Genomic DNA, 22798 nt, shown 5'->3' with positions numbered 1-22798 from the left:
GAGCGCCAGCCACGCTGCCAGCACCACGCCCACCCAGCCGAGGAGGAGCAGCAGGACGTCGTCAGGACGGGCAGCCGCGGGGAGCGGCGCGCCCTGTCGGACGACGGTCACCAGCAGGGCCAGGGCCGCGGCAGCGACGCCGACGCCGACGAGGCCGCCCACGAGCTCTCGCGCGACTGACCGGGCACCGGGCCTCGCTCCGACCCCCACGCCGCCCCCCGCAACAGGCCGGCGCCCGCGGTGTTCGTGCCGTGCTCGTCCGGGACGCGACTCGACTCGGACGGTCGGCGCTGGTGCTGATCCCCGGTGCATGCCTTCATTCAATGTCGTTTGCTTGCGTTTGGTCAAGTATGGTTTTGCTCAAGATCTGTCGGGTGGCGCCCGATGACTCAGCGAGGGAGGGTGAGCGCATGCGGTGGGACCGGCTGTTCGACGACCTCGAGGCGCAGCTGGCTCTCGACGACGTGCGTGAGCTCGAGACGGAGGTCGCCGACCGCACGCGGCGGGAGCGAGCGCTGCTCGACGTGCACACGCGCCTGCTCGCCAACGTCGGCGCCGCCCAGGTCGGGCTGCGCCTGCCGGGACGGGCGGTCGTCGGCCGCCTCGTGGACGTGGGCCCCGACTGGGCGCTCGTCGAGACCGCACCGGGCCGGCCCGTCCTGGTGGCGCTCGCGGCGGTCCGTGCCGTGTCCGGGATCGGTCCGGGAGCACGTACCCCGTCGGTCGTGGCCCGACGGTTCGGTATCGGAGCAGCCCTGCGCGCCGTCAGCCGGGACCGGGCGGTGGTGGAGGTCGCCGACGTCGACGGACAGGCGGTGACCGGAACCATCGACGTGGTCGGCGCCGACCACCTCGAGCTCGCCGAGCACGCCTCCGACGAGATCCGGCGCACGGCCAACGTCACCGGTCGGCTGCTGGTGCCGTTCTGGTCGCTCGGGTCGGTGCGCCGCCTCTAGGTGCACGACCCCTCCGCCCGGGCAGCTGGCCCGAGCGGCCCGACCTCATTCCTCGCCGGTGCCGCCGAAGGGGTGGGCCTGCACGAAGGACTTCGTCTCGGCATACATCCGCTGGATGTAGCTCTCGAGCTCGGTGGCCTCGACGCGCCACTGGCCACGTCCGCCGATCTTGATGGCCGGCAGCTCCCCGGAGCGGACCAGAGCGTAGGCCTGCGCCGAGGAGATGTTGAGGATCTCCGACACCTCGGCTAGCTGCAGGAACCGCTGGGCCACCTTGACTCCTTCTCTGTCACCGCCTCGTCGACGGACGTCATCATCCTAGAGACCCCCGCCGCGGGCTCGCCCGTTGTCCCCACCTGTGCACGTTCGAGGGGCGGCTCGCGCCCGCGTGATGCAAGATGTTGCCGCGTCGCCCGATGTCTGCACCGGGGCGCCGCGTCTCCGCGTACGGACAACAGGGGGTCCCATGACCGAGCTGGCCAGTCCCAGCGCCAAACGCCTGCAGCGACCGTCCTGGCGGGACAGTCGACTCGTCGTGGGTCTGCTGCTCGTGGTCGTCGCGACGACCCTCGGGGCCAAGGCCGTCGCCAGCGCCGACGACCGGGTGCCGGTGTGGGTGGCCGCGAGCAACCTCGTCACGGGTGACAAGGTCGAGGAGACGTCCTTCACCCGCGCCGACGTGCGACTCGCCGACGGGATGTACGGCTACCTCGCCGCCGACGCGCCTCCACCGAAAGGCTCGTTCATGCTCCGCGACGTGCGCGCCGGCGAGCTGGTACCCGCCTCGGCCGTCGGGGATGCCGACGGCGTCGACGTGCAGCGCGTGACCGTGCGGGCCGACGCCATGTCGACGACCGGACTCGCCCGGGGCAGCCGCGTCGACGTCTTCGTCACGCCGAAGACCTCGACCCAGAGCGAGACCGGCACGACCACGACGCGCACGAAGAAGGTCCTCGAGTCCGCCGCGGTGGCGGCTGTGCTGACGAGCACCGGTGGCTTCGGGTCCGGCTCGATGACGTCGGTGCAGATCTACGTCCCCTCCGACAAGGTGCAGCCGCTCGTGGAGGCCGTGGACGCCGACGCGAAGCTGACCCTGGTGCCGGCGGTGGGCGCAGCTACCGGCGGCGGAGCATGACCGAGGTCCTGACCGCCCTCAGTCACCAGTGGGAGTCGGCAGTGGCCACGACGCTGGAGGCGGTGCGCGGTGTGACGGTGAGCCGGCGCTGCGCCGACGTCTCCGAGCTCCTGTCGGTGGCCGAGGCGGGTCTGGGCGACACCGCCGTCGTCTCCTCCGACCTGCGCGGGCTCGACCTTGCTGTCGTGRACCGCCTGAGGGCCAACCGGATCCGGGTCATCGGCGTCCACCCCGCCGATGACGAGGGCGCTGAGCGGAGGTTGCGCCAGCTCACGGTGACGACAACCCTCCCGGTCGACGCGGATGCCGACCGGTGGACGACGTCCTTCGTGCAGGGCCACGGCGCCGTCGACGAGCTGGAGGCCGCCCTCCAGGCGTCCGGGCCGTCCGCCCCGTCGGAGCCGTCGGAGCCGTCCGAGCCGTCGGAGCCGGGCGCCATGGGGACACCCGGGTCGCCGGGGGACCTGAGGGCCCCCGGAGACGCCGGACACGCCGGACACGCCGCACACGCCGCACACGCCGGCCAGTCTGCCGATCCTGGCACCGGATGGCTCCCGGCAGGTGCGGGTGGCCGAGCCTCGCCCGGCGCTGTCGACGGGACCGACGATGCGGCCCGGCCCGCAGCGGGAGCCGGCGCCGAGACCCCTCCGGCGGGCTCACGTCGCGGCCCGGACCGGGCTCCCGTCGTCGCCGTGTGGGGGCCCACCGGCGCTCCCGGACGAACGACGGTGGCGACGACGCTGGCCGCGGAGATCGCACGGCGTGGCATCGAGGTGCTGCTCGTCGATGCGGACACCTACGGCGGCTGCGTGGCGCAGACGCTGGGGCTGCTCGACGAGGCGCCCGGGATCGCCGCCGCCTGCCGTGCGGCGGACCAGGGACTGCTCGACCTGCCCGCCCTCTCGCGCATCGCGCCCACCGTCGTCCCCGGCCTGCGGGTGCTGACCGGCCTGCCCAAGGCCGAGCGCTGGCCCGAGGTCCGGGCGGCCGCGCTGGAGCGGGTGCTCGAGCTGAGCCGGTCGCTGGTGCAGGTCGTCGTGGTCGACTGCGGCTTCTGTCTCGAGGACGACGAGGAGCTGAGCTATGACACCGTCGCTCCACGTCGCAACGAGGCTACGCTGACCTCCCTCGCGGCGTCCGACCACGTCGTGGCCGTCAGCGGGGCCGACCCGGTGGCGCTCCAACGGTTCGTCCGGGGCCTGCAGGAGCTCGGCACCGTCCCGTCAGGTGAGCCGGTGCCCGTCGTCAACCGGGTCCGCAGCGCCGCAGTCGGGTCCAGGCCGGAGGCGCGCATCGCCGACTCGCTCCTGCGCTTCGCCGGGCTGACGTCGGTGCGCTTCGTGCCCGACGACCCCGGAGCGCTCGACGGGGCCCTCCTCGCGGGGCGCTCGCTCGTCGAGCACGCGCCAGACTCGCCGGTGCACGATGCCGTCGCCGACCTCGCCACGGCGCTTCTCCCGTGGACCGTCCCTGCTGGAGAGCGCCGTGACCGTCGCGGTCGGCTGGGTCGCCGACTCTCGCGTCGCAGGTCCTCGGCCGTCGCCGGGGCCTGAGCGCGACGACAGGGTCAGGGGGCGAAGAGGATCGTGAGGCCGGCCAGGGTGTAGACGATCATGACGGCCATGACCGGCACCTGACCGATCACGGCGGCGCGGCGGTCGAGCACCGTGATCGCTCGCTCGTGGGCGGCGAGGACGCCCAGGACGTGCCCGACGACGATGCTCACCGCCTGGATCGTCGCGACGAGTGTCGGCTGGATGAGCAGGTCGCTCGGGGTGAGGTCGGCGGTCCCGAGCAGGTCCGCGCCGGTGCCGAGAGGGTCGCTCAAGAGGCGCCACGCGTACTGGCCCTGGTAGACCCACAACGACCAGTAGTGCGCGACGAGGTAGCCCCCGGCGATCGGGATGAGCGACGGTGCGATGTCGCTGACGAAGGAGAAGGAGGAGGCGAAGGGCTCGCCGGAGAGCCGGACCGACACCGCCGAGGCCATCCACAGCGTCACGGCCACCAGCCCGAAGAAGGCGAGCAGCGTGGCCGTCTTCAGCAGCGACGACGGGACGGGCGAGGTCTGCACGAACGTCGCCCATGACAGGTTCGCCGAGAAGCCGTCGTATGCCGTGCCGCCGAGCATGACGGCGACCGTGGGCACGAGCCCACGCTGGCCCCGCAGGCCGTTGACGCCGTGCAGCGGGGTGCGCAGCACCCACCGGCCGTCGCGGCGCCGGCCTAGCGGTGAGAGCAGGCCGAGCAGTCGTGACCACGCCTCGAACGGGTCGGCGAGGTCGAACCACGTGCGACCGAAGACGGCGGCACCGAGCAGGGACACGGCGAAGAAGCCGGCGATGAGGAACCGGAGGAAGCCCAGGGACGTGTTCTCCTCGGCGACGAGCTCGACCCACGTGAAGGTACCGAGCCCGACCGCGGCGGGCCACAGTCCCCAGCGATAGGGCAGCACCGCGAGGTCGGGTGGGACGCGGGCCAGCCGGAGCAGCCCGGCGTGCAGCGCCCGGAGCGGGTTGATGACGCGCCACACGGGGCCGAGGAGCATGGAGGAGAAGGCGAGGCCGACCCAGAACCACACGTAGACGACCTGCGGCACCGGGTTGCGCGCCGAGTCCGGTCCGAGGACGAGCGCGCCCAGCGTCCACACGGTGAGGACCGCCGCGAGGACGCGGGCCACGACGCGCAGCCATCGTGAGTCGAGCACGGCGGCGACCTGGTCCGGCAGCAGCCGGCCGTCGGTGTCGCGTAGGCGCGGCTCCCGCCACAGCGTGCCGATGGCGACGAACGAGATGACCAGGGCCGCGACGGCGGCGACGACGAGGGCCGTGAACGGCAGCGGCAGGTCGCTGCGGCTGCCGACACCGTGGGCCGGGGCCACCGCAGGGGCGAGGAGGGTCACGGTCAGCGGACGGCGACCGTGAGCAGGGTCAGCGCCGGGTCGTGCGTCTCGACCTCGTAGGAGCCGGCCTCCTTGCCGGTCAGCCTCAGCGTCGTCGGCACGCCGGCCTTGAGTGACTCCTCGACGTCGAAACCGTGCGCGTGCAGCTCGTCGTCGTGGTCGCTCGTCACGACGAGCTCGAGCGTCGACCCGAGGGGGAGGTCGACCTGCGCCGGGGCCGGTGTCACGGTCGTCCCCGTGATCGTCACCGCGAGGCGCTTGACGCTGCCGGTCGAGGTGACGCCGGTGGCACCACCGGGCCCTGGCTGCGGGGCGGCGGAGGAGCAGGCGCCCGCGCCGGCGAGAGCGAGGACGCACACGGCATACGGGAGGGCACGAAACGCACGCATGGCCCCGATCCTAGGCGGGGCGGTCTGGCAGAGTGTGACCATGTCTGACCGCCTGACCTCGCTCGACGCGTCATTCCTCTACCTCGAGGAGTCGACCACGGCGATGCACGTCGGGTCAGTCATGGTCTTCCAGCCGCCGCGCGAGGGCTTCGACTACGACCAGCTCGTCCGCATCATCGAGAGCCGCATCGGGGCGATCCCGCGCTTCCGGCAGAAGGTCCTCGACGTCCCGGGACGCATCGCCAACCCGGTCTGGGTCGACGACGAGGCGTTCGACCTGGGCTACCACGTGCGGCGGGCGGGCCTGCCGCGTCCCGGCAGCGACCGGCAGCTCCAGGACTTCGTCGCCAGGGTCCAGCCGCGCAAGCTCGACCGCACCCGTCCGCTGTGGGAGGTCTACCTCGTCGAGGGCCTGCACGACGGCCGGTTCGCGATCGTCACCAAGACGCACCATGCCCTCATCGACGGCGTCAACGCCCTCGACATCGCCCACGTCATCGTCGACGCCGTCAAGGGCGAGGACGAGGACGACGTCATGGCGCCGTGGGAGCCCAGCCGGGCGCCGTCACCCGTCGAGCTGCTCACGGGCGCCGTCGTCGACGCGGTCCGGCGTCCGACCCAGGTCGTCGACCTCGTCCGTGGGGGACTCAACGACGCCTTCAACGTCGGGTTGCGTGCCGCGGAGTCCGCCGGTCAGGTGCTCTCCACGGTCGCGCGCACGGCCGCCCGCCCGGCTCCCGACTCGCCCCTCAACGCGGAGATCGGCTCGGCCCGGCGGTGGGTCATGATCGCGACCGACCTCGACGACTACCGCCTCGTGCGCAAGCGCCTGGCCCGTGGCGCGTACGCCGAGGACGTGACGATCAACGACGTCGTCCTCGCGACGATCGCCGGCGGCTTCCGCGCGTGGCTGCTCGGCCGTGGCGAGCCGGTGAGCCCGCACACGTCGGTGCGCGCCATGGTGCCCGTCAGCATCTACGGCGACGACCCCGCGGGGATGTATGCCAACCAGGTGATGGCCTGCGTCGTGAACCTTCCCGTCGGCGAGCCGGGGGCCTCCATGCGTCTGCACCAGATCGCGTTCGCCATGCGCCAGCAGATGGAGGGAGGCCAGGCCGTGGGTGCCACGTCGCTGGCCAACCTCGCCGGGTTCGCACCGCCCACCCTGCACGCCCTCGGGGCCCGGCTCGGCTCGGCCATGTCGCGCCGGCTCTACAACGTCATGATCACCAACGTGCCCGGCCCGCAGACACCGCTCTACGCCGGCGACGCCGAGATGCTCTCGACCTATCCCGTCACGCCGCTCGCCAAGGGACAGGCGCTCTCGATCGGCATCACGTCCTACAACGGGGGCGTCTACTTCGGCCTGAACGCCGACCGCGACGCGATGCCGGACGTCGACGTCCTCGGCCAGTGCATCGTCGAGTCGCTCGCCGAGCTGGCGAGCGGGAGGGAGTCCTGATGCCGGTCGTGCGCGTCTACGTGCCGCTGGGTCGCTCGGGTCTGGACGAGCTCGCCACCACGGGGTCGCTCGCCGCTGGTCCCGGCACCCCACGCACCGCGTATGCCGTGACCTCGGGTCTCGAGGAGGCCGCGCCGGGTCTCGACGTCGAGGACCTCGAGTACGCCGCCTTCAGCGWTGCCGTCGAGGCTGCGGCCCGCCTGAGGTCGGCGCGTTCCGACCGCAGGGTCGTCGCGGCCGCGGACGCCGACCCCTCGTGGCTGTCCCCGAGGGACGGCGTGCCCGTGTCGCAGGTCGTGCTCACGACGCCGGTGCCGCTGTCACGGGTCGCCTCCTTCCATGTCGACGACGAGGTGACCGGGGGCGTCGACGAGGAGGCGGACGAGCTGCTCTGGTACGACGTGACCGAGCTGGACGACGTGCGCTCCTTCTTCGGCTGAGAGCGGACCGACATGGCCGTGGACGAGGTGGTCGCCCTCTACGACGAGGCCGGCGAGGTGGTGGGTTCGGCACCGCGCTCGGTCATGCGGGCCCGCAACCTGCGCCACGCGGCGTCGTCGATCGTCGTGAGGGACCCGCTCGGCCGGATCTACCTGCACCGCCGGACAGAGACGAAGGACGTCTATCCCGGGCTGCTCGACTTCGCGGCCGGTGGCGTCGTCCTGGCGGGGGAGGACCCCGCCGCCGGCGCGGTGCGCGAGGTCGAGGAGGAGCTCGGCGTGGTCGGCGTGCCACTCGAGCCGCTCGGTGTGGCGGACTACGCCGACGAGCACACGAGCTACCGGGCGGTGCGCTTCGTCGTCACGTGGGACGGGCCCATCCGGTGGCAGCCCGAGGAGGTGTCGTGGGGCGAGTGGGTCACGGTCGAGGAGCTCGTACGGCGCCTCGACGAGGAGGCCGACACCATGGTGCCCGACAGCGTCGCCGTGTGGTCGGAGACGCTGCGGTCGTGGCACGCGGGCCGCTCCTGATGGGCCCGCACGGGCCGAGGCGTCTCGTGCTCGTCACCCGGCCGAGCGGACTGTCCGTCCCACGTACTGGTCCGGGGCAGTCGCCGGCGCGCCAACCCTTGTTACGTTGCGCGGATGGACTTCACCGCTGACGAGTACGCCCGCCGCGATGCCGACCGCCTCCGCGAGATCCTCTCGGGGCCGCCCGTGACCTGGGTGTTCCTCGGCGACAGCATCACGCAGGCGGTCGCCCACACGCACGGACACCGCGGCTACGTCGAGCACTTCGCCGAGCGCGTCCGCGGTGAGCTCGGGCGACGCGGTGACGCCGTGGTCAACTCCGGTGTGTCAGGGGCGACGACCGAGGACCTCCTGCCTGAGTTCCATTGGCGCGCAGGACGATTCGCGCCTGATGTCGTCTTCGTGATGTTCGGCACCAATGACATGCTGGCTGGTGAGGACGGGGTGCGCGGGTTCCGCTACCGCCTCGACCAGATCGTCCAGCGCTCGCGTGACGTCGGGGCCACCGTCGTGCTCCAGACGCCGCCCGGGGTGCTCGAGGACGGTGGCCGCGGGCCCCGCCTCGCCGCCCTCTACGCCGAGGCGGTGCGCGAGGTCGCCCGCGATCTCGGTGTCCTCGTCGTCGACCACGCCGCCGCGTGGGACGTCGCTGTCACAGAGTCCGGTGACGATGCCGCCCCTGCCGGTTGGCTCGATGACACCTTCCACCCGGGCGCGCGTGGTCACCACGAGCTGACCCTCACGCTCCTGGCGACGCTCGGCATCGCCGACGCGGACAGCCCGGTCTGCTCGCTCCACGTCGACGATGCCGTGGGCGCGCGCAGCTGACGACCGGTTCTTGAGGCGGCGTACGACCAACGAATGGTGGCGCCCGCCCCGGCACCGGTCGCCGGAGGTCAGGGGCCGGTCAGGGTCGGCTCAGGGTGCTCCCCGGCAGCGCAGGAGACCCCGACGCGCGACGATGGGGCCATGACACAACCGATCCCGAACCCGTACGGCCAGTCCCTCACGCCCTCGAGCGACGAGCGCACGTGGGCCATCCTCGGCCACCTCGCGGCCATCGTCGCCGCCGTCATCTCCGTGGGCTGGCTCAGCTTCGTGGGCCCGCTGCTCATCTGGGCCGTCTACAAGGACCGCAGCGCGTTCGTGCGCCAGGCCGCCGCCGGGTCCTTCAACTTCAACCTGGCCGTGTGGGCCGCCATCATCGTCGGCTGGGTCATGTTCTTCACCGTGATCCTCATCCCGGTCGCCATCATCGTGTGGATCGTCGCCGTCGTGGCCGGGCTGTGGTTCCACGTCCGGGCAGCCATGGCCGCCAACCGCGGTGAGTCCTTCCGCTACCCCTGGGGCATCCCGGTGCTGCACTGACGGTGCCAGCAGGACTGACGGGCACTCCGGTCGGCATGGAACGATGGGGTGGCTCCGCCCACGAGGCGGAGCCGCCCCAGCCGCCCCCATCGGGCGAACACCGTGCCAACCGCAGGAGAACTTGATGGACGCCGTGACCCACGTGCCCGCCCCGGCCAACGAGCCGGTGCTCGACTACGCGCCGGGCTCGCCCGAGCGAGCCGCGCTCGAGGTCGCCCTAGCCGAGCTGGGCGGGACCCAGACCGAGCTGCCGCACACGATCAACGGTGAGCGTGTCATCGGCACCGGCCGCCGCATCGCGGTCCGCCAGCCGCACGCCCACCGCAAGGTGCTGGGCACGATGCGCAACGCCACCGTCAAGGAGGGCCGTGCTGCCGTCGAGGCGGCCAAGGCGGCCGCCCCGATGTGGCGCGAGCTGTCCTTCGACGACCGCGCCGCCATCCTGCTCAAGGCTGCCGAGCTGCTCTCGGGACCGTGGCGTGCCCGCCTCAACGCGGCGACGATGCTCGGTCAGAGCAAGACGGCCTACCAGGCCGAGATCGACGCGGCCTGCGAGCTCATCGACTTCTGGCGGATCAACGTCCACTTCGCCCGGCAGATCCTCGAGCAGCAGCCCCCGCTCAACGCCAAGGGCATCTGGAACCGCTCGGACTACCGCTCGCTCGAGGGCTTCGTCTACGCGATCACGCCGTTCAACTTCACCGCCATCGCCGGCAACCTGCCGACCGCCCCGGCCCTCATGGGCAACACCGTGGTGTGGAAGCCGAGCCCGACGCAGCAGCTCGCGGCCCAGCTGACGATGGAGCTGCTCGAGGAGGCCGGCATGCCTCCCGGCGTCATCAACATGGTGACCGGCGACGGCATCAACGTCAGCAAGGCCGCCCTGGCCGACGAGGACCTCGCCGGCATCCACTTCACCGGATCGACGCCGACGTTCAAGCACCTCTGGCACGAGGTGGGCACGAACCTCGAGCGCTACCGCACCTACCCGCGCCTCGTCGGCGAGACCGGCGGCAAGGACTTCATCCTCGCCCACCCGAGCGCCGACCCAGCCGTCCTGCGCACCGCGATGATCCGCGGCGCCTTCGAGTTCCAGGGCCAGAAGTGCTCGGCCGCCTCGCGCGCCTACGTCCCGGCCTCGCTCTGGAAGCAGATCAAGGGCGACCTCGTCGACATCACCAACTCCCTGACCCAGGGGGACGTGACCGACCTGTCGAACTTCATGGGCGCCGTCATCGACGACCGCGCCTTCGCCAAGCACAAGGACGCGATCGACCGCGCGCACGCGAGCCGCGGCATCGACGTCGTCGCGGGCGGCACCTACGACGACTCCGTCGGCTACTTCGTGCGCCCCACCGTCCTGGAGATCAAGGACGCTGCGGACGAGTCGTTCCGGACCGAGTACTTCGGCCCCATCCTGTCGGTGCACGTCTTCCCCGACGCGCAGTACGACACGGTGCTCGACCAGATGGAGCGCTTCGCGCCGTACGGTCTGACAGGCTCCATCATCGCCCAGGACCGCCGGGTCATCGCCGACGCGACGAAGCGCCTGCGCTTCGCCGCCGGCAACTTCTACATCAACGACAAGCCGACCGGTGCGGTCGTCGGCCAGCAGCCCTTCGGCGGCGGCCGGGCCTCCGGCACCAACGACAAGGCCGGCGCGGCGCAGAACCTGCTCCGCTGGACGAGTGTCCGCTCCATCAAGGAGACCTTCGTCCCGCCGACCAGCCACGCCTACCCGCACATGGGCTGAGCTCCCGAGGGCGTATGCCGCTGGGCCCGACTCCGTCAGGAGGCGGGCCCAGCGTCGTGTGCGTCGCGCGTGGCGCGGTCGGTGCGGCGCGGCGGGGTGGGGTCAGGCCCGCTCGGACAGCCAGGCGTTCCCTGTGCGCTGCTCGCTGCGGATCGCGTCGACGACGGCAGGGGCCGCGGCCTTCTCGACCTTGCCGCCGAAGAGCGGGATCGAAGCCTTGAGGTCGCCGTCGATGGTGATCTGCGTGCCGGTGCCCGTCGCGGCGAGTCGGACCGCCCCGCGCATGGCGACCGGGGCGCCCGCCACCTCGACCGTGAGGCTGCCCGAGCGCGACCCGTCGGCGGCGGCGGCGCCCCAGTCGTAGGTCTCCGTCACCGACAGGTTGGGGCCCACGATGGACTTCGCGAAGTCGGGCAGGTCGTCGGCAGGCAGGTCGCGCTTCGTGACGACGCGGGCGCCGTTGCCGGCGGCGCTGACGGAGGCGTCGTGGCGCTGCGCGCCGGCCTCGACACACTTGCGCTCCTGGAAGGCCCGGTCGGTGACCATGGCGTAGACGGTCTCGGGCGTGGCGGCGTACGTGATCGTCTCGGAGATCTTCATGGCCGACACGCTATTGCACCGCGTCCCGCACGATGAGGAGGAGGACACCGGCGGGCTGTGTCGGCTGAGATGTCGGCTCAGGCGCCGGAGCGGGCTCGGTCGGACAGGACTGCCAGCCTCGTGCCGGACGTCTCCAGCTCGCGGCGCAGCCGGGCGAGCTCACGCGAGCGCACGGCGGTCACGCGGTTGAGCAGCTCCTGGAGGCGCTCGCGCTCGGCCAGCCTCTCGGCGGGCTCGACCCGGCTCGGGCCCGAGCGCTCGACGACGAGCTGTCCGTCGATGACGAGGTCGCACCGCGTGAGCGCCGGCTCGAGGGCGCGGACCCGGGCCGCCGACTCGACGGCGGTGGTGGTCCACGACTGGAGCAGGGCGCCGACGAGGTCGAGCTCGGTGGCGGCGCGTGTCACGAGGTCGCGCTCGTGTCCGGTGGGGTCCGGCGAGCCGGTGCGTCCCACGCGCGTCGCGGCCGCGTCGAGGTCGACGACGAGGTCTGCCAGCCGGGCCGCCTGCGTGCGCAGGGCACCGCCGAGGGCCGAGGTCGATCCGGCGTCCCCGGCCGAGAGGCTCACCGTGGATCACCGGCCCGCGTGGGCGATCCCGGTGTGCCCGAGACGGACCCATCGTCGTCCGCCGGGTGGCTGCCGCGCGTCGACCCGAGCTCGAGGAGACGTTCCTCGAGCGCCTCCGACAGGGCCCGCAGGGTGTCGGCTGCCTGCTCGACCCACGCGTCGAGGGCACGCTGCGTCGGCAGGTCGCCGAGGTCGGGCAGATGGGTCAGGAGGTCGTCGGACATCGTCCGCGTCGTGGCGCGGGCGGTCACCAGTGCCCGGAGGGTCGCTGGGTCCGCAGTGCCCGCCGGGGTCCCCTCGGTCATGGCACCACTCTAGGGACCGGTCACGCAGTCGCCCGGAGTTCTCCACCGGGAGTTCGCCACGTGTCCGGCGGGCCGGTTCTGGCGCACGGTCGGACGGGGATAGGCTCACATCGTGAGATGCGGGGCACAGCGACGTGTCGCCGCACGGGCCACACGGTGAGGAATCCGACGAGCGCATGTCAGCGTCACTCGAACAGTCTCGAATCGACGTCCTGAAGGCCGCGGCCGCGGCCGTGGCGCCTCCGCCTCGACGGGGACGGGGCCGATCCGGCGGGGACGGCCCCGGCGAGATGGAGGAGTTCCTCCGCGCCTACTACCGTCTCGTCGCGACCGAGGACCTGCTGGCCCGCCCGGCGCGTGAGCTCGCGACGATTGCCACCGAGCATCGTGCCTTTGCCCAGCATCGCCCGGTCGGCACCTTCAACGTGCGGGTCTTCAACCCGACCGCCGAGGACGAGGGGTGGTCGACGAGCCACACCGTCGTGCAGATCGTCGTGGACGACATGCCCTTCCTCGTCGACTCCGTCGTCGCCGCCCTCGGCGGCTTCGACCGGGGCGTGCACCTCATCGTCCACCCGCAGATGACGGTGGCCCGCGACATCACCGGCGCACTCCGGTCGGTCGTCACGGACGGGTCCACCACGGTCCAGTCCAGCTCGGTGGGCCTCGTCCGCGAGTCCTGGATGCACCTCGAGATCGACCGRCTTCCGGTCGATGCGCTGCCCGACGTCGAGGCCCACGTGCGCCACGTGCTCGAGAACGTCCGCGACTCGGTCGAGGACTGGCCCAAGATGCGTGCCCACGCGCTCACCATCGCGAGCGAGCTGCGTTCGGCGACACCGCCCGGCACCGATCCCCACCACGCGCGGGAGGCCGGCCGCTTCCTCGAGTGGCTCGCCCACAACAACTTCACCTTCCTCGGCTACCGCGAGTACTCCCTCACGCACGAGGACGGCCAGGACGTCTCGCGCCAGGTCCCCGGCACCGGGCTCGGCCTGCTGCGCTACGACCGGCCTTCTGCCGGAAAGGGACTCGTGCTCACCCCGGCTGCGAGCCGGGCCGCTCGCGACTCCACCATCCTCATCATCACCAAGGCCAACTCGCGCGCGACGGTCCACCGCGACGTCTACCTCGACTACATCTCGATCAAGCGCTTCGACGCCCGCGGTGAGTGCGTGGGCGAGCAGCGCTTCCTCGGCCTCTACGCCTCGGCGGCCTACAACGACACGATCCACGACATCCCGCTGCTCGACGTGCGCGCCCAGGAGGTGCTCCGCCTGACCGGCCTCAGCGCCGACAGCCACTCGGGCAAGGACATCCTCCAGATCCTCGAGACCTACCCGCGCGACGAGCTCTTCCAGACCAGCTCGGCGCAGCTCGCCGAGATCGCGACGAGCGTGCTGCACCTGCAGGAGCGACGCAAGACCAAGCTCTTCCTGCGCCGCGACGAGTTCGGTCGTTTCGTCTCGTGCCTCGTCTACCTCCCGCGCGACCGCTACAACACGACCGTGCGGCTGCGCATCGAGGCCATCCTGCTCGAGGCCTTCGGCGGCGAGAACATCGACAACACGACGCGCGTCAGCGAGTCGACGCTCGCCCGCCTGCACTTCGTCGTGCGCATGCCGGCGGGCGCCGACATCCCCGACGTGGACGAGGTGGCTCTCGAGCAGCGCGTCATCGACGCGACCCGCACCTGGGACGAGGACCTCTCCGACGCCCTCGGCGAGGCGCGGGGCCTCGAGGGAGCGGCGCGCACGATGGCGGCCTATGCGAAGGCCCTGCCCGAGGCGTACAAGGAGGACTTCGACATCGCGACGGCGGTCGACGACCTCGACCGCATCGACGCACTGGGCGAGGGCGACCGCACGACCGGGCTGCACCTCTACGACGACCCCGCGTCCGACGACCCGCGCGAGCGGCGCTTCAAGCTCTACCGACGCGCCGACCTGTCCCTGACCCAGGTGCTGCCCCTCTTCACGCACCTCGGCGTCGAGGTCACCGACGAACGCCCCTACGAGGTGCCCGGTCCTGACGGTCGCACCCTGCACATCTTCGACTTCGGCCTGTGTGCCGACGTGCAGACCTGGGGCTCCGGCGACGCTGCCCTCGCGAGCGACGTCCGTGAGCGCTTCGAGGAGGCCTTCCGGGCGGTCTGGGACGGCCGTGCCGAGTCCGACGGCTTCAACGCCCTCGTGCTCGCCGCCGGGCTCACCTGGCGCCAGGTCGTCATCCTGCGCACCGTCGCGAAGTACCTCCGCCAGACCGGCTCGACCTTCTCGCAGGACTACGTCGAGTCGGCCCTCGCTGCCAACACCGGGATCGCCCGCAGCCTCGTCGAGCTCTTCGAGGCGCGCTTCGACCCCGACGCGTTCCCCGACACCGCCGCGGGCCGCGACAGGCGAGCCTCGCGCCAGAAGCACGTCGTCACGGGCCTCAAGGAGGCGCTCGACGACGTGGCGAGCCTGGACCACGACCGCATCGTCCGAGGGCTGCTCGGCGTCATCCAGGCGAGCCTGCGCACGAACTTCTACCAGCCCGACGAGAACGGCCACGACAAGGCGTACGTCTCGCTCAAGCTCAATCCCAAGAAGGTGCCCGACCTGCCGGCGCCGCGACCGATGTACGAGATCTGGGTCTACAGCCCCCGCGTCGAAGGCGTGCACCTGCGGTTCGGCAAGGTCGCCCGCGGTGGCCTGCGCTGGTCCGACCGGCGCGAGGACTTCCGCACCGAGGTCCTCGGGCTCGTCAAGGCCCAGATGGTCAAGAACGCCGTCATCGTGCCGACGGGCAGCAAGGGCGGCTTCTACGCCAAGCAGCTGCCCGACCCGGCCGTCGACCGCGCCGCCTGGATGGACGAGGGCATCGCGTCCTACAAGCTCTTCATCTCCGGGCTGCTCGACCTCACCGACAACCTCGTGTCGGGCCAGGCCGTCCCGCCCAACCGGGTCGTGCGCCACGACGAGGACGACACGTACCTCGTGGTCGCCGCTGACAAGGGCACGGCGAAGTTCTCCGACATCGCCAACGGCCTGTCGGCCGACTACGGCTTCTGGCTCGACGACGCCTTCGCGTCCGGCGGCTCGGCAGGCTACGACCACAAGGGCATGGGCATCACCGCCCGCGGCGCCTGGGAGTCGGTCAAGCGCCACTTCCGCGAGCTCGGCCTCGACACGCAGACCCAGGAGTTCACGGTCGTCGGCGTCGGGGACATGAGCGGCGACGTCTTCGGCAACGGCATGCTCCTGTCCGAGCACATCCGCCTCGTCGCGGCCTTCGACCACCGCCACATCTTCGTCGACCCCACCCCCGACGCTGCCACGTCGTATGCCGAGCGCCGGCGGATGTTCGACCTGCCGGGGTCCTCCTGGGCCGACTACGACGAGACGCTCATCAGCAAGGGCGGTGGCATCTTCCCGCGGTCGGCCAAGTCCGTCCCCGTCAGCCCCCAGATGGTCGCGGCCCTCGGCCTGCGCGCGGGCACGAAGTCGATGACGCCTGCCGACCTGATGAAGGCGATCCTGCTCGCCCCCGTCGACCTGCTCTGGAACGGYGGCATCGGCACCTACGTCAAGGCCGCGGGCGAGACCAACTCCGAGATCGGCGACCGCGCCAACGACTCCATCCGCGTCAACGGCAGGGACCTGCGCTGCAAGGTCGTCGGCGAGGGCGGCAACCTCGGGGCGAGCCAGCTCGGCCGGATCGAGGCGGCGCTCGCGGGCGTGCGCGTCAACACCGACGCCATCGACAACAGCGCCGGCGTCGACACCTCCGACCACGAGGTCAACATCAAGATCCTGCTCACCGAACTGACCCGCTCGGGCGAGCTGACGACGAAGCGCCGCAACACCCTCCTCGCCTCGATGACCGACGAGGTCGCCGAGCAGGTGCTGCGCGACAACTACGAGCAGAACGTCCTGCTCGGCAACGCGCGCGCGCAGCAGCACGGGATGCTCGGCGTCCACGAGCGGCTGATCCAGTTCCTCGAGGCAGAGGGTGACCTCGACCGCTCGCTCGAGTTCCTCCCGAGCGACGCGGCGATCGCGCGCCGTCAGAAGGAGGGACTCGGGCTGACGTCGCCGGAGTTCTCGGTGCTCGTCGCCTACGCGAAGCTCTACCTCAAGAACCAGCTCATCACGACGTCGCTGCCCGACGACCCCTGGTTCGCGGCGACACTGGCCGAGTACTTCCCGAAGCCGTTGCGCACCAAGTACGCCGCCGAGATCGCGGCGCACCCGCTGCGTCGGGAGATCATCACCAACTCCGTGGCGAACTCGATGGTCAACCGTGGCGGCATCACCTTCGCCTACCGGGCCGGCGAGGAGACGGGCGCAACCCCCGAACAGGTCGCCCGCGCGTACGTCGTCTGTCGTGAGGTGTTCGACCTCGCCGGCTTCGTGCGCCGCGTTGAGGCCACCGACAACGTCGTCAGCACCGCGGCGCAGACGGCGCTCTACCTGGAGTTCCGCCGGCTCGTCGACCGCTCGGTGCGCTGGTTCCTCACCTCACGTCCCGCCTCGCTGGACATCGCGGCAGAGGTGGCGCGCTTCCGCCCCGGCATCGAGGCGTTCTCCGGTCGCATCGGTGAGCTGCTGCAGGGCAGCGAGCGGACCCGTCTGCATCGCCGTGCCCGAGAGCTCGAGGGCAAGGGTGTCCCCGAGGAGCTGTCGCTCGGGGCGGCGTCCCTGCTCGACCTCTACTCGCTGCTCGACTGCATCGAGATCGCGGAGGACACGGGGGAGAAGCTCGACGACGTCGTCGGTGTCTACTTCCTGACCTCCGAGACGTTCTCGATCGATGCGATGCTGACGCGGGTCACGATGCTGCCCCGCGACGACCGGTGGGACGCCATGGCCCGCGGCGCGCTGCGAGACGACCTCTACGCGGTGCTCGAGACCCTGACGCGCTCGGTGCTCGAGGTCAGCAACGCACGCCACGACGCCGCGACCCGGCTCGCCGAGTGGTCCGACCTCAACGCCGACGCGCTCGGTCGGGCGAAGGGGGCGCTCGGCGGGATCGAGCGGATGAGCCACGCCGGCATCGCCGCGCTCTCGGTCGCCCTGCGCACGCTGCGCACCGTGACGAAGCCGGCCGCCTCCGGTCTCGCGTCCCCGGCCGAGGTGGCATCGGCAACCGGTGACCGGAAGCCCGCCGCGATTCCCGCCGCGAAGCCTGCGGCGAAGAAGGCTCCGGCCACGGCCGCGACGCCGAGGAAGGCCACAGCCGCGAAGTCGGCAACCAGGAAGGCGGCAACCAAGACGGCGGCATCCAAGAAGGCGGCGCCCAAGAAGTCGGCCTAGACGTCCACGTGCTGTCCGTCCGGGGTGCAGGCCGGACGCCGCGGTGGGGCTCACTAGGCTCGGGGCGTGGCAACCCTGAGCGAGCTCCTGCGCGGGCGCACCAACCTGCCCGACCACGACGTCGAGTGGCTCCACCTGCTCGTCGGTGACTGGCAGCTCGTCGCCGACCTCTCGTTCGCCGACCTCGTCCTGTGGGTCCGGTCCACCAGCGAACGCTGGGAAGCCGTCGCCCACGTCCGCCCGACCACCGGCCAGCTCGTCTTCGTCGACGACCAGGTCGGCAGGGCGGCGGATCCCGGGCGCACGCGCGACCTGCTCGACGAGGCCGCTGCCGAGCAGCGCATCCTGCGGGTGCGTCAGGTCGTCGTGCCCCATGAGCAGGGCCCGGACCAGTCGGTCCGCGAGGAGTACATCCCGGTCGTGCGAGGCGGTCACGTCGTGGCGGTGATGACGCGCCACACCAACCTGTGGACGACCCGCACGCCGAGTCGTCTGGAGCTGACCTACCTCGCCACGGCCGATGCCCTGTGCCGGATGGTGACGGGCGGGGAGTACCCGCACGGGGGCGCGCCGACCGGCCTGCGCCGTGGTGCGCCGCGCGTCGGTGACGGCGTCATCCGCCTCGACGTCGACGGGATCGTGACGTACGCGAGCCCGAACGCCGTCTCGGCCCTCCACCGGCTCGGCCATCTCGGTGAGGTGGTGGGGGCCAGCCTGGCCCAGATCGTCACGGACAACCTGCGCGAGTCCTTCCCCGTCGACGAGGGGCTGCCGCTCGTCGTCACCGGTCGCCAACCCTGGCGCACCGAGGTCGTCGCGGCCGGGACGACCGTCTCGATGCGGGCGATCCCCCTCACCGAGGCCGGTCAGCGCTTCGGCGCCATCGTGCTGCTGCGTGACGTCGGCGAGCTGCGGCGCCGTGAGCGTGAGCTCCTGACGAAGGATGCGACGATCCGCGAGATCCACCACCGCGTCAAGAACAACCTCCAGTCGGTGGCGGCCCTGCTCCGCCTGCAGTCACGTCGACTTCCCGACGGCGAGGCCAAGGCTGCGCTCGCCGAGGCCGAGCGTCGAGTCGGCACGATTGCAATGGTCCACGACCAGCTGAGCCAGGGCTTCGACGAGACCGTCGACTTCGACTCGATCGCACAGCGCGGGCTCAATGCCGTCGTCGAGGTCTCGGCCAACGGGGCCCCGGTCCACACCGTCACGCAGGGCTCGTTCGGGCGCCTGCGGGCCGAGGACGCGACGTCTCTCGCGATGATCATGAGCGAGCTCGTCCAGAACGCCATCGAGCACGGTCTCGGCGCCGCCGGGGGAGAGGTCCGGATCGGCATCGAGCGCCTGGCCGACGACCGGGGTCAGCCGATGGTCGTCGTCTCGATCGAGGACGACGGCAAGGGCATCGACCCGGCCCGACGGCCGGGCTCGGGACTCGGGACGCAGATCGTCCAGTCGCTCGTCGGCGACCTCCAGGGCCGCATCACCTGGGAGCCAGTCGTCCCGCACGGCACCCGTGCCCGTTTCACCGCGCGACTGCGCCCGATCACCTGACGGTGTGCCTCGTGGCCCCCACCTCGAGGGCCACCAGACGGCATACGCGAGCACCCAAAAGCCCGGCGACCGTGACGGTCACCGGGCTCGCGGACGGTGGTCGAGCGTGGGCTCGTCGGCTTGAGCGGAGGCTCAGCCAGCGCGACGGGCCCGCGCGTTGCGGCGCTTCAGGGCCCGGCGCTCGTCCTCGGAGAGGCCGCCCCACACGCCGGCATCCTGGCCGGTCTCGAGGGCCCACTTGAGGCAGGTGTCGATGACCGGACAGGTCCGGCACACAGCCTTCGCCTCCTCGATCTGCAGGATGGCCGGGCCGGTGTTCCCGATGGGGAAGAACAGCTCCGGATCGGCCTCCAGGCAGGCAGCGCGGTCGCGCCAATCCATGTGGCGTGCTCCTTCATGTATGTCGGTTCGGCACCGACGTCCGGGTATCGGTCGCGGTGCATGTGCTCGGGGCGCCAGCGTCGTTGTCGGAGCCAAGTCATGGTGTCACCAGGTCAGGGATGACCCCCTGACCAACGGAAACGCGCACGAAGATGTTCCGTACGCGTTGCGGGCCATGATCCAGTGTGACCAGCAACCATGTCCGTGTTCAACGCCTAGGCCGCCGATCACACCAAGGATTGAGTCTATCGGCAGTCGGCTCTCAGTTCCATACCTCGGGGCCTTCGGGAAGCCCGAAACCCGCCCCAGACCGGCCGCGCGGCGCGATCGATAGGCTGACGGCGTGACCGAATCGACGTCCCCGGCCCGCATCGTGCGCGGATCGCACCGTGCCGCAGGGCTGCTCACCCTCGTCGAGGCCGTAGCCGTCCTGGGCTTCGCCCTCTTCTACGTCTACGAGATGGTGACCGGCGCCACAGACGACCTGACGCGTGCCGCCACGTCCGGCGTGCTCATCCTCGTCTTCGGCCTCGGACTGCTCGCACTGGCCCGGGGCTGGGCGCGTGCGGCGGACTGGCCGCGCACCCCGACGGTGCTCTGGAACGCGCTCCTGCTGCCCGTCGCGTGGTCGCTGCACGAGTCCGACCGAACCCCGGTCGCGCTCGCCGTGGCTCTCGTCGCGGTGGCGAGCATCGCGGCGGCCGTGTCATCGCCGGGGCGGCGCACCGACGGGGACCATGAGGTGGGCGGCGACGGTGACGGCCGCCGCGACGGTGGCGCCGAGGGACGGCGCCCCGTCTGACCCTCCGTGGGTGCGCCCCGGGTGTCAGCCGGTGCCCTGGACTCCCTTGGGCGAGTGGAAGGCGGCCACGGCGTCCTCGACGGAGTCGAAGAGGTGGTTCGCCGGCAGCTCGTCCAGCACGCCCAGTCTCGACAAGGTCGCGAGGAGGTTCGGGTCGGCTGCGGCCAGGGCAAAGGTGGCTCCGCGGGTGTGGACGAACTTGATCAGACTCTTGAGGGCGGCACCGGCGGAGTAGTCGACATCCGGGATCGACGAACAGTCGAGGATCAACCACGACACCGGATCGGGCGCGCTCGAGATGAGCTGCTGCACGTTCTCGGAGAACTGGTTCGCATTGGCGTAGAACAGGTCTGCGTCGAAGCGGAACACGAGCAGGCCGGGCGAGCTCTGCATGCCCGGCTCGGCGCGGGCGTACGCCTCCTTGCCGTCCTGGGTGACGCTGACCACGAACTGGTGAGGACGGTACTGCCGCCGCACCATCTCGATGAGCGAGAGCACGATGGCGAGAACGATGCCCTGCTCCACACCGACGGCGAAGACCGTCACGGCCGTGATGACCGCGACGTAGAACTCGCTGCGCCGGGCGGCCCGGACCCGGCGGAGACCCGCTGTGTCGACCAGGTCGATGCCGATGAGGAAGACGATGGCCCCCAGCACCGCCTTGGGCATGTCGGTGAGGCCGCCGGTGAGGAACAGCAGGACGACGAGGACGACGACCGACATCGTCATGTTGGCCACCTGCGTCTTGCCGTGCTGGCCGTCGAGGATCTGGGTCTTGGTGGGGCTCCCGTTGACCACGAAGGTCCCGCTGAGCCCGGCTGCGACGTTCGCGCCGCTCAGCCCGATGAGGTCCTGGTTGACGTCGACCCGTTCGCCGTGCCGGGACGCGAAGCTCCTCGACGTGGCCGCGCTCTGGGCGATGATGAGGACGAAGCACGAGAAGGCGACCCCGGCCAGACCGGGGATGTCGGACCAGCCGACCCCCTGCGGCAGGCCGATCGGCGGGAAGCCGCCCTGGACGGTCCCGATGACCGCCACCCCGTGGGTGGACATCTGGAACGACGCCGACACGACGATGGACAGCACCACGGCGACGATGGCACCGGGCACGGCTGGCGCGAACCTCTTGAAACCCAGGATCAGTGCGAGGGTCCCGACCGCAAAGGCCAGGGTCGGCAGGCTCGTTGCGCCGAGATGGGTCAACGTGTACCACTGCTGCTCGAACCAGTCGCCAGTGCCCTTCGAGATGCCCAGCATGTCGGGGATCTGTCCGGCGAAGACCTGGATGCCGACGCCGGTGAGGAAGCCGATGAGCACCGACGCGGACAGGAAGTCCCCCAGGAATCCCAGCCGCAGCAGGCGGGCAATGAGGAGGAGCCCCCCGCACACGAGCGCCGCGAGGGACGTCAGGGCCAGCCACTGCGCCGAGTTGGGCACGAGACCCGCGATCCCCATCGCCGCGAGGCCCGAGGCCAGGATCGCAGCCGTCGCCGAGTCGGCTCCGACCACCAGGAGCCTCGAGGAGCCCAGCAGCGCGAAGGCCAGGGCGGGGAACAGGATCGTGTAGAGACCGGTGACCACTGGCACGCGGGCGATCGATGTGTAGCCCATCGTCTCCGGGATCGCGACGGCTGCCAGCGTCACGCCGGCCAGGATGTCGGACCGGAGCCACGACATCCGGTATGCGCGCAGCGCCGGAGGAACGGGGATCACTGCCATCGGTACCACCTCCGTCGTCGGCAGGAGTCTGCCTAGGACCAGTAGGCGTCGCCGCCGCCCGGCGCGTCGCCACTCGGCGAGGATGAGGCGCGGGTCACCGGACTGCCGGTCGCCCTGGCCGTGACAGCCGTGACGGCCGTGACGACCTCTGCCGGGCTCCGTCAGCTGAGCGAGAGCCAGTCGTTCCAGCCGTTGTGGAGCACGAGCCAGGCGATGAGGCCGTAGCCCGCCTGCCCCGGGTGCGCCCGGTCGGGGCTCGCCGCGAGGTCGGCCATCCACTGGTCGTGGGTGGCCAGCGGGCGGTAGCAGTCGACATAGGTGACGCCCCGGCGTGAGCAGACGTCGGCCTGCGCCTCGGCCAGGGCCTCGATCTTGCGGTTCATCTCGGGGTCGAGGGTCGGTGTCAGCCCGACGACGAAGACGCCGATGCCGGCGTTGGTCGCCTCGTCGAGGACGTTGGCGAGGTTGAGCCGGGAGCGGGCCATCGTCATCCCCGTCAGCACGTCGTTGGTGCCCACGTTGAGCACGAGGCGACGCTCCGAGCGGGCCTTCCAGCGGGGGTGGCACTCGGCGCCCCAGCGCGCCACGACGTCGCCGGACGTGTCGCCGCGGACGCCGAGGTTGTAGGCCGTGAG

Annotated in this window: 22 protein-coding genes; 13 read left to right on the top strand and 9 right to left on the bottom strand. The window is 71.4% G+C overall.

What is annotated here, in order from left to right; genetic code table 11:
* Both AC1DP0_RS02920 and AC1DP0_RS02915 read left to right on the top strand, forming a co-directional pair.
* On the top strand, window positions 1-180 hold a 180-nt coding region (locus AC1DP0_RS02920; RefSeq protein WP_478082395.1), incomplete at its 5' end, for a hypothetical protein.
* Between the two features lie 230 nt (window positions 181-410).
* Window positions 411-956 (top strand): hypothetical protein, encoded by a 546-nt coding sequence (locus AC1DP0_RS02915; RefSeq protein ID WP_478082394.1) that lies wholly within the window; start codon window positions 411-413, stop codon window positions 954-956.
* Window positions 957-1001: 45 nt separating this feature from the next.
* On the opposite strand, the gene AC1DP0_RS02910 is transcribed toward AC1DP0_RS02915, so the two are convergent.
* Entirely contained in the window at window positions 1002-1229 is a 228-nt protein-coding gene (locus tag AC1DP0_RS02910) for a helix-turn-helix domain-containing protein (protein WP_442280114.1), read from the bottom strand.
* 193 nt (window positions 1230-1422) lie between these two features.
* Here AC1DP0_RS02910 and AC1DP0_RS02905 point away from each other — a divergent pair, with 193 nt between their 5' ends.
* Both AC1DP0_RS02905 and AC1DP0_RS02900 read left to right on the top strand, forming a co-directional pair.
* Window positions 1423-2091 carry a hypothetical protein gene (locus AC1DP0_RS02905; RefSeq protein WP_478082393.1) on the top strand — a complete coding sequence of 223 codons (669 nt, stop codon included), beginning with the start codon at window positions 1423-1425 and terminating at the stop codon, window positions 2089-2091.
* Window positions 2088-3644: a CpaE/TadZ family protein gene (locus AC1DP0_RS02900; protein WP_478082392.1), complete on the top strand. Its 1557-nt coding sequence runs from the start codon at window positions 2088-2090 to the stop codon at window positions 3642-3644. The genes AC1DP0_RS02905 and AC1DP0_RS02900 overlap by 4 nt, the downstream gene beginning before the upstream one ends.
* 14 nt (window positions 3645-3658) lie before the next feature.
* Here the strand turns inward: AC1DP0_RS02900 and AC1DP0_RS02895 are convergent, their stop codons facing one another.
* Complete coding sequence (locus AC1DP0_RS02895) at window positions 3659-4993, bottom strand: hypothetical protein (protein ID WP_478082391.1); 1335 nt, start codon at window positions 4991-4993, stop codon at window positions 3659-3661.
* Window positions 4994-4995: 2 nt separating this feature from the next.
* Window positions 4996-5382, bottom strand: coding sequence for a hypothetical protein (locus AC1DP0_RS02890; protein ID WP_478082390.1), 387 nt, complete (start codon window positions 5380-5382; stop codon window positions 4996-4998).
* 40 nt (window positions 5383-5422) lie between these two features.
* On the opposite strand from AC1DP0_RS02890, the gene AC1DP0_RS02885 reads away from it, so the two are divergent.
* The 6 genes from AC1DP0_RS02885 to pruA all read left to right on the top strand — a co-directional run bounded on the left by AC1DP0_RS02885 (window position 5423) and on the right by pruA (window position 10936).
* Window positions 5423-6844 (top strand): WS/DGAT/MGAT family O-acyltransferase, encoded by a 1422-nt coding sequence (locus AC1DP0_RS02885; protein WP_478082389.1) that lies wholly within the window; start codon window positions 5423-5425, stop codon window positions 6842-6844.
* Complete coding sequence (locus AC1DP0_RS02880; protein ID WP_478082388.1) at window positions 6844-7284, top strand: DUF6912 family protein; 441 nt, start codon at window positions 6844-6846, stop codon at window positions 7282-7284. The genes AC1DP0_RS02885 and AC1DP0_RS02880 overlap by 1 nt, the downstream gene beginning before the upstream one ends.
* Window positions 7285-7296: 12 nt before the next feature.
* Window positions 7297-7815 (top strand): NUDIX hydrolase, encoded by a 519-nt coding sequence (locus AC1DP0_RS02875; RefSeq protein WP_478082387.1) that lies wholly within the window; start codon window positions 7297-7299, stop codon window positions 7813-7815.
* A gap of 114 nt (window positions 7816-7929) precedes the next feature.
* On the top strand, window positions 7930-8643 hold the full coding sequence (locus tag AC1DP0_RS02870; RefSeq protein ID WP_478082386.1) for an SGNH/GDSL hydrolase family protein: 714 nt from the start codon (window positions 7930-7932) through the stop codon (window positions 8641-8643).
* A gap of 141 nt (window positions 8644-8784) precedes the next feature.
* Window positions 8785-9183, top strand: coding sequence for a DUF4870 domain-containing protein (locus AC1DP0_RS02865; protein WP_478082385.1), 399 nt, complete (start codon window positions 8785-8787; stop codon window positions 9181-9183).
* Window positions 9184-9307: 124 nt separating this feature from the next.
* On the top strand, window positions 9308-10936 hold the full coding sequence (pruA, locus tag AC1DP0_RS02860) for an L-glutamate gamma-semialdehyde dehydrogenase (RefSeq protein ID WP_478082384.1): 1629 nt from the start codon (window positions 9308-9310) through the stop codon (window positions 10934-10936).
* Window positions 10937-11038: 102 nt separating this feature from the next.
* On the opposite strand, the gene AC1DP0_RS02855 is transcribed toward pruA, so the two are convergent.
* The 3 genes from AC1DP0_RS02855 to AC1DP0_RS02845 form a co-directional block, all read right to left on the bottom strand.
* Window positions 11039-11536: a DUF2505 domain-containing protein gene (locus AC1DP0_RS02855; protein WP_478082383.1), complete on the bottom strand. Its 498-nt coding sequence runs from the start codon at window positions 11534-11536 to the stop codon at window positions 11039-11041.
* A gap of 77 nt (window positions 11537-11613) precedes the next feature.
* Window positions 11614-12105, bottom strand: coding sequence for a hypothetical protein (locus AC1DP0_RS02850; RefSeq protein WP_478082382.1), 492 nt, complete (start codon window positions 12103-12105; stop codon window positions 11614-11616).
* Window positions 12102-12410: a hypothetical protein gene (locus AC1DP0_RS02845; protein WP_478082381.1), complete on the bottom strand. Its 309-nt coding sequence runs from the start codon at window positions 12408-12410 to the stop codon at window positions 12102-12104. The genes AC1DP0_RS02850 and AC1DP0_RS02845 overlap by 4 nt, the downstream gene beginning before the upstream one ends.
* 176 nt (window positions 12411-12586) lie before the next feature.
* Here AC1DP0_RS02845 and AC1DP0_RS02840 point away from each other — a divergent pair, with 176 nt between their 5' ends.
* The gene (locus tag AC1DP0_RS02840; RefSeq protein ID WP_478082380.1) at window positions 12587-17707 is read left to right on the top strand and encodes an NAD-glutamate dehydrogenase; all 5121 of its coding nucleotides are present in this window, start codon (window positions 12587-12589) and stop codon (window positions 17705-17707) included.
* A gap of 66 nt (window positions 17708-17773) precedes the next feature.
* Window positions 17774-19261 carry a sensor histidine kinase gene (locus AC1DP0_RS02835; RefSeq protein WP_478082379.1) on the top strand — a complete coding sequence of 496 codons (1488 nt, stop codon included), beginning with the start codon at window positions 17774-17776 and terminating at the stop codon, window positions 19259-19261.
* 132 nt (window positions 19262-19393) lie between these two features.
* On the opposite strand, the gene AC1DP0_RS02830 is transcribed toward AC1DP0_RS02835, so the two are convergent.
* Window positions 19394-19642, bottom strand: coding sequence for a WhiB family transcriptional regulator (locus AC1DP0_RS02830; RefSeq protein WP_030194844.1), 249 nt, complete (start codon window positions 19640-19642; stop codon window positions 19394-19396).
* Window positions 19643-19985: 343 nt separating this feature from the next.
* Between AC1DP0_RS02830 and AC1DP0_RS02825 the strand changes: the two genes are divergently transcribed.
* Window positions 19986-20444 (top strand): hypothetical protein, encoded by a 459-nt coding sequence (locus AC1DP0_RS02825; protein ID WP_478082378.1) that lies wholly within the window; start codon window positions 19986-19988, stop codon window positions 20442-20444.
* Between the two features lie 24 nt (window positions 20445-20468).
* On the opposite strand, the gene AC1DP0_RS02820 is transcribed toward AC1DP0_RS02825, so the two are convergent.
* Both AC1DP0_RS02820 and AC1DP0_RS02815 read right to left on the bottom strand, forming a co-directional pair.
* The gene (locus tag AC1DP0_RS02820; RefSeq protein ID WP_478082377.1) at window positions 20469-22163 is read right to left on the bottom strand and encodes a SulP family inorganic anion transporter; all 1695 of its coding nucleotides are present in this window, start codon (window positions 22161-22163) and stop codon (window positions 20469-20471) included.
* 161 nt (window positions 22164-22324) lie between these two features.
* Window positions 22325-22798: GDSL-type esterase/lipase family protein (locus AC1DP0_RS02815; protein ID WP_478082376.1), on the bottom strand; the 474-nt coding region annotated here is incomplete at its 5' end.

It is taken from the genome of Terrabacter sp. P5_B1, from assembly GCF_056400505.1.
The sequence above is the reverse complement of the archived record's forward strand: the minus strand, read 5'-3'. Positions and strand labels throughout refer to the sequence as shown.